9 protein-coding genes and 1 pseudogene are annotated in these 12,265 nt (G+C 55.6%); 8 read left to right on the forward strand and 2 right to left on the reverse strand.

Annotated elements, in window-relative coordinates:
• Positions 1 to 47 precede the first annotated feature (47 nt).
• Complete coding sequence (locus LAO76_08555; GenBank protein MBZ5490968.1) at positions 48 to 2,024, forward strand: hypothetical protein; 1,977 nt, start codon at positions 48 to 50, stop codon at positions 2,022 to 2,024.
• 112 nt (positions 2,025 to 2,136) lie between these two features.
• On the opposite strand, the gene LAO76_08560 is transcribed toward LAO76_08555, so the two are convergent.
• Both LAO76_08560 and LAO76_08565 read right to left on the reverse strand, forming a co-directional pair.
• Positions 2,137 to 3,297: a tRNA glutamyl-Q synthetase gene (locus tag LAO76_08560; protein ID MBZ5490969.1), complete on the reverse strand. Its 1,161-nt coding sequence runs from the start codon at positions 3,295 to 3,297 to the stop codon at positions 2,137 to 2,139.
• Between the two features lie 196 nt (positions 3,298 to 3,493).
• The gene (locus LAO76_08565) at positions 3,494 to 5,653 is read right to left on the reverse strand and encodes an Ig-like domain-containing protein (GenBank protein MBZ5490970.1); all 2,160 of its coding nucleotides are present in this window, start codon (positions 5,651 to 5,653) and stop codon (positions 3,494 to 3,496) included.
• A gap of 676 nt (positions 5,654 to 6,329) precedes the next feature.
• On the opposite strand from LAO76_08565, the gene rpsL reads away from it, so the two are divergent.
• The 7 genes and pseudogenes from rpsL (at position 6,330) to rplC (ending at position 12,238) form a co-directional block, all read left to right on the forward strand.
• On the forward strand, positions 6,330 to 6,701 hold the full coding sequence (rpsL, locus tag LAO76_08570) for a 30S ribosomal protein S12 (GenBank protein MBZ5490971.1): 372 nt from the start codon (positions 6,330 to 6,332) through the stop codon (positions 6,699 to 6,701).
• Positions 6,702 to 6,852: 151 nt separating this feature from the next.
• On the forward strand, positions 6,853 to 7,323 hold the full coding sequence (gene rpsG, locus LAO76_08575; protein ID MBZ5490972.1) for a 30S ribosomal protein S7: 471 nt from the start codon (positions 6,853 to 6,855) through the stop codon (positions 7,321 to 7,323).
• Between the two features lie 130 nt (positions 7,324 to 7,453).
• On the forward strand, positions 7,454 to 9,550 hold the full coding sequence (fusA, locus tag LAO76_08580) for an elongation factor G (protein ID MBZ5490973.1): 2,097 nt from the start codon (positions 7,454 to 7,456) through the stop codon (positions 9,548 to 9,550).
• Positions 9,550 to 9,885, forward strand: a complete 336-nt coding sequence (locus LAO76_08585) for an antibiotic biosynthesis monooxygenase (protein MBZ5490974.1) — start codon at positions 9,550 to 9,552, stop codon at positions 9,883 to 9,885. The genes fusA and LAO76_08585 overlap by 1 nt, the downstream gene beginning before the upstream one ends.
• Positions 9,886 to 9,899: 14 nt before the next feature.
• A pseudogene (locus LAO76_08590) lies at positions 9,900 to 10,903 on the forward strand (elongation factor Tu).
• A 110-nt stretch (positions 10,904 to 11,013) separates the two neighbouring features.
• A complete protein-coding gene (gene rpsJ, locus LAO76_08595; protein MBZ5490975.1) occupies positions 11,014 to 11,340 on the forward strand; it encodes a 30S ribosomal protein S10 in 327 nt (108 codons plus the stop codon).
• Between the two features lie 121 nt (positions 11,341 to 11,461).
• Positions 11,462 to 12,238 (forward strand): 50S ribosomal protein L3, encoded by a 777-nt coding sequence (gene rplC, locus LAO76_08600; protein MBZ5490976.1) that lies wholly within the window; start codon positions 11,462 to 11,464, stop codon positions 12,236 to 12,238.
• The last annotated feature ends 27 nt before the right edge of the window (positions 12,239 to 12,265 follow it).

Here is a 12,265-nt window from a genome sequence, read left to right on the forward strand (position 1 = left end):
CACCCCCTTAGGCCCAATAAAACTTAATCGAGCAAAGAAAGGCAAGTATGCGATTGAGATTAATTGTTTTATTGCTGTTAGTGCCATATGCCAAAGGGCAGCAGGCGATGAGCCATGAAGAACAGGTAGTACGAACAACTTATGCCCGCTTGAGTTATGCGGCCCAGGTCAATGACATCCAAACGCTGTGGATGGAAAAGGGACATCGTCAACAGATCGATCCAATCCAGTTCAAATTGCGCATGGACCAGCAACTGCGCTTCGATTTATCGGACTTCAAGGTCGGGCCGATCTCGGAAATTCTTCCCGTCAATTACAGCCAATTGGTTACCAAGCCAAGCAAACAGACTGAAATGCTGTACATTGTCAGCAGCTTGAGCGGCACATCCACTAAAGACCAATACGGCAAAATATTGAGTGAGGGCAGCTCCGCGATAGCACAAGTCCAATGGAAGCCATCGTTTGATATTGGTGAAAATTGGGACATGTCATTCGCTACGATATATCCGCTCACAGAAGAAGCGGGACAGCATCAAAAATATGCCGCGTATCAGGTCAAAGTGACCTTCCAGGGACGGAGCCGTATCTATCACGCGATGTTCTTGTTTGGCCCAAAAGACAATCCCATCCTGCCGATAGATACCGTTGCCAACCTTGGCGGCGGCGGTCTCACATTCTTTTTAAAACACGACGGGTATCCGGGAAGCTTGATCGAGGGCGAATTTGCCGCCAAAGACCCGCTGGTTCGCAACTGGCTGCGGTCACAGCAAACCGCCCAGGGCCAGCCGGGGCAGCTGAACTGTGATGCCGCGACAGGCCGTTGCTCGATTCATGAAGATGATTTCAAAAAATTGAAGCCGATCCACTTCTCGGCGCCGAAAACAAAATGGCAATCAGGCCAATACCGTTTGATGGAAGCGGGTTTTCATCCGCCGATCAAGCGGGAGCAGCCGCTTCTGCTGCAAGCGACCTGTTCGGATTACAACACCACCTTCGCCCTGCCGCTGGGGTTCTTGAATGGCAACCAATTCCATCTAGGCCCAGAGATTCATTTCGTGGATGTGACAAAATCGACCAGTTGCACTTTTACGGCCAGCGCATCATCAAGTGGGAACTGCGATACAACATGCATGGTATCAGCTGTTCCTTTAGCTGACGATGGCGAAGGATTCCTCAGTAGTTTCTGCCATCAACCCGGAGTGAATGCAGACACCAGCCATGCTACCGCTACCGGCTTTGGCACTGGTGCTTCATGCAGCGGCGCAGCTGGCGGTGCGGTCAAGGCATGCTTTGCCTGCGCATGCGGCGTAACAGTCTCTATCAGCCAAAGTGGCGTTGGAGCCACCATCACCAGTGACGGCTTCTTCCAATTCGCTGATGGCGCGAGCAACAACTGTCCAGCACAGCCTGACCCAGCGTTAGCGGGTGGCGGTGGCGGCGGATGCGCTCCTCCATCGGATGATTTCGCGCCATTAGAATGCGATCCTATCATTCTGGATCTGGATGGCCACGGATTTGAGCTCACGAGCGCCGCCAGCGGCGTGATGTTTGATATCCGCGCAACGGGAAAGCCAATCAAGATTCCATGGACAAGCGGCGCGAGCAGCACGGCATTCCTGGTCCTGGACCGCAACGGCAATGGCGCGATTGATGACGGCACGGAGTTGTTCTCGAACGTGAGCCCCCAGCCGCTCGACCCGAGTCCGAACGGCTTCAAGGCGTTGGCGCAATATGATTTGCCGGCGAACGGTGGCAATGGCGATGGCGTGATTGACGCCAAAGACCAGGTCTTTCCCTTCTTGCGCTTATGGGTTGACGCCAATCACGATGGCATCTGCCAGCCGGGAGAATTGCATACATTGGCGGACATGGACGTTTATTCTCTCAGTGTGGATTACACGCTGTCTGGGCGAAAAGACCAATTTGGCAATGTCTTCCAATACAAGGCCAGCGTAAACCGTGGAATGCGAAACGCTTCAGATGTGGGCCCGATGGCCTACGACGTTTTCATGGTGACCAAGTAAATCGATTGGGAGCTGCGTCGCAAAATGCAGCTCCCAACATCCATCGTCGGCAGGTACAAACTCTCATTGCTATGGTGTTTGTTGGGGTTCTTTCCTGCAGCCGAAGAAAATTTTAAAGCGATGGGAGCCCTTTGTCCCAATGCGCTTCTTCCGCAAACTTCTTTCGCAACTCCTCCGCCTTCACCCCCTGCTCTCGCAAGTTCCGCAAGCTCAGCGCATCATGCCTTTTTGCCAGGCGGACATTCTTTTCGTCCCGCAGCAGCGGACAATGAAAATATGCAGGCACTGGATACCCCAGTGCGCGGATCAGCAGTAGTTGTCGTGCGGTGCTCTTGAGCAAGTCCGCGCCGCGGACGACTTCTGTGATCTGCATCGCGGCATCGTCGACTACCACGGCAAGTTGATACGCGGGGATGTCGTCGCGCCGCCACAGCAGAAAGTCTGCGAAGTCGCGTCCGATGACAAACTCTTGCCGTCCGAAATAACCGTCTTCAAACGATATCGTCTCGCAGTCAGGGACTTTGAATCGCCAGCTCACGCCTGCGGGAGAGTCATAGTTTTTAGCGGTTCCGATATTTTCGCGGCAGGTGCCAGGATAGGGAAGTTCGTCGTCAATGGGTTGTGATTGGACCGCAGCCGCCCCCGGCCGTGCGGAATTCTCTTCCAAAGACGCAGGCGAGGGCGGTTCCCCACCAGCTCGTACAATCTTGGCGTGCGCTGCGATCCCAGCTTGCGTCCCACGAAGATCCTTCCCCGCAGGCGAGGGCGCCTGCGGTCCACCAGTTTCTTCCTCGTGCGGCGCAGATAATGCCCGCTCCAAGTCTTTACGTGAACACGTACACGGATAGATCAATCCGCTGTCGCGCAGCTTGCGCCATGCGTCGAGATAAAAACTGCGGCGTTCGCTTTGTGAATACGGGCCAAAGCCGCCGCGGCCAGCTCCTCCGGGACTAACACTGCTGCCGCGATTGACTACACCACTGACAGTTCTGCCAAGATCAGGTTCCCCAGGCTGGCCGCTTTTGCCGATCTGGAATGAAAGCTCAGGCCCCTCGTCCCAATCCAGGCCCAACCATTGCAGGTCTTCATACATCGCTTGGACAAACTCTGGCTTGCATCGCTGATAGTCGAGATCTTCATTGCGGAAGATGAGTTTGCCGTGCGCGGCGCGTGCGCGCTGCCACGCCACCCAGAAGGTGCGCGCATGTCCCAGATGGAGATAGCCGGTGGGAGAAGGCGCAAGCCGACCGCGATAAGAAGAGCTTTTAGCCATTTAGCATTGAGCGATTAGCAAATAGCCATTAGCAATTAGCCTGGCTGTTTTAGACTCAAGTAATTTCGGTTGAAGGCCAACAGCTCAGGGAAAATGGCTGAATAAACTTGGGTCCAACCTTTAGCAGTGCATGTTGGCAGCTAAAACACAATGGTTAAATGCTAAATGCTAATTGCTAATTGCTAAGTGCTAGCTGCTACTTCGGCTTAATCACAACCAGATTCGGCGGCGCGGGCGATCCGTCGGCTTTCTTGAAGGTCATGGGAATCTGGGCTTCATCGGCGTTGCTGTTCAGGTTGATTCGGTCCACAGTGTTGGTTCCGGCGACGCCCACCCAGAGCGTCGCGCCATCGGGAGTCAGGCTTCCGTTCAATGCTTCCGTGGCGCCGGCAGGTAATGGCACGGTGGCGGCGCTGAATACATTGTTCGTATTTACCGCTGTAAGCACCTTGTTGAGGCCTGCGGGTAAAACGGCGATGTGCGTCCCGGCTGATCCTACAAGTAACTGGTGTGCTGTAAAAGCGCCAACCCCGAAGTCGAGGAAGTTATTGCTATAGCTGACTATGCCCGGACAATTCGCGGGAGTAATCGTGGTCGGCGGCGTCAGATCAGCGGTATTGACGCTTTCAATGTCAAGTCCCGGGGAGTCTACTGCCACCAACGTGTTCGTATTCCGCACGGACTGCACGAACTGTATGGCGGTGGAGTTGGTGGGCGGGTTCGTGGTCTGAGGAGCATTGTTGCAGGTGGCAATCGATTGCAGGCCAGCCGAATTGGCCACGTAAGAGAAGGGACCGGAAGCCAGTTGGGTCACGTCTGTGTTCACGCCGCCGATGTTAAAGGTCTGGAGCGTCAGAAACGGCGAGAAAACATAGACATTGCCGTTGTCCGCAACAATGTAGGCCCTGAAGCCGTCGTCGTCAAAATTTGCCGCCACCGCGCCCGGCACTACAAAAGTTGTAATGGTGTTCCCGGCCTTGTCAAAAACCCACACGCGCTGCTCGGAAGGGAACGGATCAATGGGCAGGCCGGTGGAAGGATCTTTAGCGGCGTTGGAAACGATTACCTGATTTCCATCAGCGGAAACTGCAAGCACTTTGCCTATCGGCACTGGTGAAAGCAGAGTCACCACGTTGCTTGCAGTATTTAATGAAGCCAGCCCATTGCTGGTGCCAATGTAACCAGTTGCGCCCGTCCGGTCAAACAACAGCGAGTTAGGAAAGCCGGGAAGAAAGATCGGTGAGCCTACTGCCGGTGGCGTCTTGCTGGCATCAATCGGAATCAGTGTAATGCTGGTGCCTGGCACATTGGGAAAGGTGCTGGTGGCATAAACCGTGGTGGTGTTGGGACTGGTTCCACCCACAAAGATGCTCAACAGGTTGCTGTAGATAGGAGTATTGATCCCAATGCCGCAGGTGGGTGGCGCGCATACCGCCTGTAAACCGGCGCCGCCGGGCGATTGTGCCGTCAACGCTGTTCCGCTTACCGTCGCCACCGTGCTGTTGTTACTGAGAATCGTTACCGGAGCGTTCGGCGTTACAGCTCCCAGCTCGTCGACCATGTCGGCCTGTACCGTTTTCGTGTCGGCAACGTTCATGACTAAATTCTCAGTCGGCACACCCGCTGGGTCTCCATTAATATGCAACACAATCAGCACCGGCATGCAACCCTTCAAAAAAACGGCCGGGGATGTGGTTGTGCCCACGCTGGCTATCACGCCTGTGATTCCGGGCGTGTGGGCCGTGGCCAATCCGTTGGCGTCCACACTGGCTACAGAGGGCGATGAAGCGGACCAGCTGAAATTGCCGATCTGATTGGTAATTTCCGTGTTGTTATGGAATGCATGCGCCACAAACTGGTGTGTCTGCGTAATGGAGAAGCAGGGCTCCGTCACCGGGTCAACCTTTACTGACGTAATCGATGGATGAACGGCCACCGTCACGGGCCCGCTGGTCACGCCGCCGGCGGTTGCGGTAATGATCGCTGTCCCGCTGATGGGATTTCCACTTGCGTCCAAGCCGTTGCACACCACAAAGGCGGAATCCCATACTCCTGCGCAAACGTTGCCCGCGGGTGAAACTGTGGCAATCTGGGTGTTTGAAGAATTAAAGGTAAAGGTGGTGGAAACATTAGCGTTGTCGGAATTCACGGCCGATACACTCAGCCCGACGACCTCGCCTGCCACCAGGGAAAGCGTCGAAGAACCTAGCCTGACTGCGGCTATGGTGGTATTCGCGGATTTTGAACCGCCACAACCCGCTGTCAACAAGACAAATAAAGCAATAAGGGCTATTCCGGTAAAAAATGGGTAGCGTGGGGTTTGTCCCTGCATCTTGAGAAACACTTGATTGCGCATAATATAGAAGAGAGTTCAGTGTAGATTCTTGCGCCGATTTCTTCAACACCACGGGCAATCCGGCGTCGGCGTTCGGCAATGGAATACCACCGGACGCCGCATTCCCGAAAGAAATGCGTCAAGGCTGGTTTACTGGGCTGATTCCGCCGATTTGCCGGGTGGCCGTGTTGACGGAATCTGGTTCCAGTTGCTATATTTATAAGGTTCCGCGAGTACAATTTAGCTTGCCTGTAGTGAGCTGTAGCGTATTTTTTGCCCAAGACTTGTTCTGATATCAGGGCATGCCTCGCTGAAATGGTCCGCGCTACCTTCCACACGGAAGGGTATGCGGGCCAGGAGAACGAAACGGAGTGCCCCCGATCAGGCTCGGTGCCACCGTCGTTTCTCAACCACAGATAGGGTAATTCGATATTCTCCGCCCATTTGGCGGATTTATGGCTGCATGCATCGCAGCCAGTCTCGCAATGCGGGATCCTAAAGCAGACTGGACGCGCCCGTGTGCGCGGCCATTTGCCTGTTGAAAAAGCAACAGTTTTAAGCAGCGGGTGAAGTGCCAAGAGCGCTGTCCCGCGCGAAAAACACCCCATCGGGCCAAAACCTGGCTCTCTGGGGACCCGGGTAGCACGAGGGCAAAGCAGCGCAGCTGCGGAGTCCTTGAATATAAGAGGAAATAACTTTGCCGACATTTAATCAGCTGGTTCGAAAAGGCAGGACGGCGCCGAATTACAAGACGGCCAGTCCGGCCCTGCAATCATCGCCGCAGCGCCGTGGCGTTTGTACGCGTGTTTATACGCAAACACCCAAAAAGCCGAACTCCGCCCTGCGCAAGGTGGCCCGCGTGCGCCTGACAAATGGAATTGAAGTTACCACCTACATTCCTGGCGTCGGCCACAACCTGCAGGAGCACTCGATTGTGCTGATCCGCGGAGGCCGCGTAAAAGACCTTCCCGGCGTCCGCTACCACGTTGTGCGTGGGACGCTGGATGCCACCGGCGTCGCCAACCGCAAGCAGGGACGTAGCAAGTACGGAGCCAAGAGACCGAAGTGATCACGTTGAGCAGGCGTGAGCGAAGCGGGAGCCTGCTGCGATCATCCTGAGCGCGAAGCGCGAAGGATCTCAAAGGCAAGCCAATTTCGGCGATGTTTGGCAGTTTTGGCAATAACAGAAGAAGGATTGAGATTTAGAGGATTTAAAGACGATGCCACGTAAAGGACATGTTCCAAAGCGCGATCCGATCGCGGACCCGATTTACAGCTCAACGCTGGTCACCAAGTTCGTAAACGCCATGATGTGGGGCGGCAAGAAATCCACCGCGCAGGGAATTTTCTATAAATGCATGGAAAACCTGCAGGCCAAGGGCGGCGACGAAGCCCTGAAGCTGTTCAAGAAGGCCGTGGAAAACGCCAAGCCCATGCTGGAAGTGAAGACCCGCCGCGTGGGCGGAGCCAACTACCAGGTGCCGGTGGAAGTGAATCCGGATCGGCGCACCTCGCTGGCGATCCGCTGGATCGTGAGCTATGCGCGCGAACGCGGCGAAAAAGGCATGGTGGACAAGCTTTCGAACGAGCTGCTAGACGCGGCCAACGGTCGCGGCGCGGCGATCAAGAAAAAGGAAGATGTGCATAGGATGGCCGAAGCGAATAAGGCGTTTGCGCACTATCGCTGGTAACAGCAGCAGCTAGCAATTGGCAACTGGCAATTAGCCAAGCCGGTTGCGACAACAAAACGGGCTAAAGGCCAGCAGCTAAAGGCCAAGAGCCAGATACAAAAAGATTTAGAACCGAAAGAATTTCAGGAAAATGCCCAGACAAGCACCATTAGAACGTTGCCGCAACATCGGGATCATGGCCCACATTGATGCCGGCAAGACAACTACGACTGAACGTGTCCTGTTCTATACGGGCATCACGCACCGCATTGGCGAAGTGCATGAAGGCACCGCCACCATGGACTGGATGGAGCAGGAGCAGGAGCGCGGAATCACCATTACCTCCGCCGCCACCACGTGCACATGGCGCGACATTCGCATCAATATTATCGATACACCCGGCCACGTGGATTTTACCGCCGAAGTTGAGCGCTCGCTGCGCGTCCTTGATGGCGCGGTCGCCGTGTTTGACGCCGTGCATGGCGTCGAGCCGCAGTCGGAAACCGTATGGCGCCAGGCCGATAAATACGGCGTTCCCCGAATTTGCTTCATCAACAAGATGGACAAGATGGGCGCCGATTTTGAGCACGCGGTCGATACCATCCGCAAGCGCCTCAATGCCCGCCCTGTAGCGATTCAAATCCCCATTGGACAAGAAGCAGCTTTTAAAGGTGTCGTCGACCTGGTCGACATGAAGGCCATTTACTGGCGCGATGAAACCCTGGGCGCCAAATACGAAGTTGAAGAGATTCCCGCTGAGCTGAAAAAGAAAGCGGAAGCATTCCACGCGCAACTGGTCGAGTCGGTCGCGGAAAACGACGACGAGATCCTGCACAAGTTTCTGGAAGGCGAAAGCATCAGCGCCGACGAATTGCGCGCCTCGCTGCGCAAAAGCGTGATCAGCCTCAAGCTGTTCCCGGTCCTGTGTGGCACGGCCTTCAAGAACAAAGGCGTGCAGACTCTGCTGGACGCGGTGGTCGATTACTTGCCTTCGCCGCTGGACATCCCAGCCACGAAGGGCCACGATCCCGATCATCCGGAAAAAGCGCTGGAGCGCAAACCGGCGGACAATGAACCGTTCTCCGGGCTGGCATTCAAGATCATGGCCGATTCGTTTGTCGGCCAGTTGGTGTTCGTGCGCGTGTACTCCGGCCAGTTAAAAACCGGCGATAGCGTGTTGAACACAACCAAAGGCAAGTCTGAGCGCATTGGCCGCCTGCTGAAAATGCATGCCAACAAGCGCGAAGAGATTAGCGAGATTTACGCCGGCGACATTTGCGCCTGCGTCGGCCTCAAGAACGTCACCACCGGCGACACCATCTGTTCGGACAAAGCACCGATCCTGCTGGAGTCGATCACGTTCGCCGCGCCGGTCATCTCCGTCGCCGTCGAGCCCAAGACCAAGAGTGACCAGGAAAAAATGGGCGTTGCCCTGGGCCGTCTGGCGCAGGAAGATCCCACGTTCAAGGTCGCAACCGACCCGGATTCCGGACAGACCATCATCAGCGGCATGGGTGAACTGCACCTGGAAATCATCATTGACCGCATGATGCGCGAATACAAAGTGGAAGCCAATGTGGGCAAGCCGCAGGTGGCGTACCGCGAAACCATTCGCAAGCATGCTGAAGCGGAAGGCAAGTACATCCGCCAGACCGGCGGCTCGGGCCATTACGGCCACGTGAAGCTGCGCATTGATCCCAATGAGATGGGCAAAGGATTTGAGTTCATCAATGAGATCAAGAGCGGCGCGGTGCCTCGCGAGTTCTTCAAGCCAATTGAGCAGGGCGTGAAGCAGGCCATGGAAGGCGGCGTGTTGGCCGGCTATGAAATGGTTGATATCAAGGTCACGCTTTATGACGGTAGCTATCACGAAGTAGATTCCGACGAAATGGCGTTCAAGATCGCGTCTTCCATGGGCTTTAAGGAAGCGGCGCGCAAGGCTTCGCCGGTCCTGCTGGAGCCGATCATGAGCGTTGAAGTTGTGGTGCCGGAAGAGTTCATGGGCGTCATTATCGGCGACCTGAATTCACGCCGTGGCCGCATTGAAGGCATTGAGCATCGCGCCGGTTCGCAGGTAATCAAGAGCCTGGTGCCGTTGGCCGAGATGTTCGGTTACGCCACAAACATGCGCTCGAACACTCAGGGGCGCGCGACGTTCTCCATGCACTTTGCGCATTATGATGAAGCGCCGCGCGCGGTGACGGAAGAGATTGTCGCCAAGGTGCAGGGCAAGCCGGCAGCAAGGTGATGATCGGCGCAGGCGAGTACGTGATCGTCTGGGAATTTCGGGTACGGCGGGCAAGGGAAGCAGAGTTTGTTCAGAAGTACGGGCCTGAGGGAGACTGGGCGCGTTTCTTCCGTGGGGCGCCTGACGATATGTCCCCAGGCTACATTCGAACGGAGCTGGTAAGAGATGTTGCTGTTGATTTTCGCTATCTCACGCTGGATTACTGGCAGTCGGAAGAAGAGTTCAAGCGCTTCCGCGAGCAGAACCTGGCCGAGTATGAGCGGTTGGACAAAGAATTTGAAGGTTTAACGGAATCAGAAACGCGTTTGGGCGCGTTCTGGCTTAGCAAAAGTTAGAGGAGCTTCAGGCAATGGCAAAAGAAAAATTTGATCGCAGCAAACCGCACGTAAACGTAGGCACGATTGGTCACATTGATCACGGGAAGACGACGTTGACTGCGGCGATCACCAAGGTGTTGTCGAAGCACAATCCGAAGATCAAGTTTCGCGATTTTGCCTCGATTGATAATGCGCCGGAAGAGCGCGAGCGCGGTATTACCATCGCCACGGCGCACGTGGAATATGAGACGCCGAACCCAAGTGCGATGCCGTGGATGACGCCGAGCTGCTCGATCTGGTGGAGCTCGAAGTCCGCGAGCTCCTAAAGAGCTACAAGTTCCCCGGCGACGATGTTCCGGTGATTCGTCTTTCGGCGCTGAACGCGTTGAACGGCGATCCCAAGTGGGAAAAGCAGATTGACGAGCTGATGGCTGCCGTCGATAAGTACGTTCCGCTGCCGGCGCGCGATATCGACAAGCCGTTCCTGATGCCGATTGAAGATATCTTCTCCATCTCCGGCCGCGGCACCGTGGTAACAGGCCGTATTGAGCGCGGCAAGGTAAAAGTCGGCGAGGAAGTTGAGATTGTGGGTTTCCGCGACACCAGAAAGACCGTGGTCACGGGCGTGGAAATGTTCAAGAAGCAGCTGGACGAAGGCATGGCCGGTGATAACGCTGGACTGCTGCTGCGCGGCATCGGCAAAGACGATGTTGAGCGCGGCATGGTTTTGGCGAAGCCGGGATCGATCACGCCACACACCAAGTTCAAGGCCGAGATCTACGTCCTGAATAAGGAAGAAGGCGGACGTCATACACCGTTCTTCAAGGGCTATCGTCCGCAGTTTTACTTCCGCACCACAGACGTGACGGGCGTGGCTGAACTGCCTGCGGGCACGGAGATGGTGATGCCGGGCGACAACGTTTCATTGCAGATCGAGCTGATTACGCCGGTGGCCATGGAAAAGGGACTGCGTTTCGCTATCCGCGAAGGCGGACGGACGGTGGGCGCGGGAACGATCAGCGAGATTATTCAGTAGCTAACGGGCACAGGCAGAAGTGCCTGTGCCACAAAATCAAAAGCGGCAGCGACCTTCGATCTTTTCAACACTGGCCTGACCGCAAGGATCTTTGAGGGATAAAACGAGTGATAGGCAAAGAGAGAATTCGCATACGGCTGAAAGCGTACGACTATCGCATCCTGGACCAGTCCACGGGCGAAATCGTTGACACAGCCAAACGTACCGGGGCACAGATTGCTGGACCGATTCCGCTGCCCACGGTGAAGAACAAATATTGCGTGCTGCGCTCCCCCCACGTGGACAAGAAGTCGCGCGAGGCATTTGAGATCCGCACGCACAAGCGCCTGATTGACATTTTGGAGCCGACGCAGAACACGGTGGACGCGCTGATGAAGCTCGACCTGCCGGCCGGCGTGGACGTGGAGATCAAGGCGTTCGGGAAAGAACATAAATAGGTACTTGGTATTTAGTAGTTGGTATTTGGCTAAGTACCAAATACCAATGGCCAAATACCAGTACCAAACCTACAGTTCCTGAAAGCTGCTAACAGCGCAGGAATGATGAGGAGAGGAAACAATGATTAACGGAATTCTAGGCAAAAAAATCGGCATGACGCAGGTGTTTGACGACAAGGGTGACGTTCACCCGGTCACCGTCCTGCAGGCCGGCCCATGCGTGATCACGCAGATCAAGCGCAATAACAAAGAAGGCTACGAAGCCGCGCAGATCGGCTTGGTGGAATTTGTAAAAGGCAAGAACGTGAGCAAAGCCATGCAGGGACACTTTGGCAAGCACGATCTGCCGCCGGTAAAGTTCATGCGTGAAGTTGCCATGCTGGACGGCACTGAATCAGCCGCAGCCGAAGCGCAGCCCGCCGAAGGCGAAGCAGCCGCGAGCAATGGCGATGGGCTGAAGGTCGGCGGCAAGGTGCTGGTGGATATTTTCACCAATGAAAAGTTTGTTGATGTGATTGGCGTAAGCAAGGGACGCGGCTTTGCCGGCGTCGTGAAACGCCATCACTTTGGCGGCGGCCCCGGAGCCCACGGACACATGTTCCAGGTGCAGGGTTCCATCGGCGCATCGTCGTTTCCGTCGCGCGTGTTTCCCGGAATGCGCATGTCCGGCCACATGGGCGTGGACCAGGTCACGGTCCGGAATTTAAAGATTCGCGGCATTGATACCGACGACAACCTTCTATTAGTGGAAGGCGCGGTACCCGGTCCGAAGGGCGCGTATGTGGTGATTCTGAAAGCAAAGAAACCACCTCGCGAGCGCCGTGGCTTTGCAGGATCGACCACGCTTGATCCTCTAAAGGCAGCGAAGAAAGCCGCTGCTGGCAAGTCGAAGAAATAATTTTTAGGACGCAGGCGAGGGCGCCTG

It is taken from the genome of Terriglobia bacterium (genome assembly GCA_020072645.1).
GTDB lineage: Bacteria > Acidobacteriota > Terriglobia > Terriglobales > Acidobacteriaceae > Angelobacter.

What these genes read in the sequence shown, in the direction of transcription:
- LAO76_08555 (MBZ5490968.1), top strand. Translation starts at nt 48, where the DNA reads ATGCGATTGAGATTAATTGTTTTATTGCTGTTAGTGCCATATGCCAAA.
- LAO76_08560 (MBZ5490969.1), bottom strand. Translation starts at nt 3,297, where the DNA reads ATGGCTAAAAGCTCTTCTTATCGCGGTCGGCTTGCGCCTTCTCCCACC.
- LAO76_08565 (MBZ5490970.1), bottom strand. Translation starts at nt 5,653, where the DNA reads ATGCGCAATCAAGTGTTTCTCAAGATGCAGGGACAAACCCCACGCTAC.
- rpsG (MBZ5490972.1), top strand. Translation starts at nt 6,853, where the DNA reads ATGCCACGTAAAGGACATGTTCCAAAGCGCGATCCGATCGCGGACCCG.
- fusA (MBZ5490973.1), top strand. Translation starts at nt 7,454, where the DNA reads ATGCCCAGACAAGCACCATTAGAACGTTGCCGCAACATCGGGATCATG.
- LAO76_08585 (MBZ5490974.1), top strand. Translation starts at nt 9,550, where the DNA reads ATGATCGGCGCAGGCGAGTACGTGATCGTCTGGGAATTTCGGGTACGG.
- rplC (MBZ5490976.1), top strand. Translation starts at nt 11,462, where the DNA reads ATGATTAACGGAATTCTAGGCAAAAAAATCGGCATGACGCAGGTGTTT.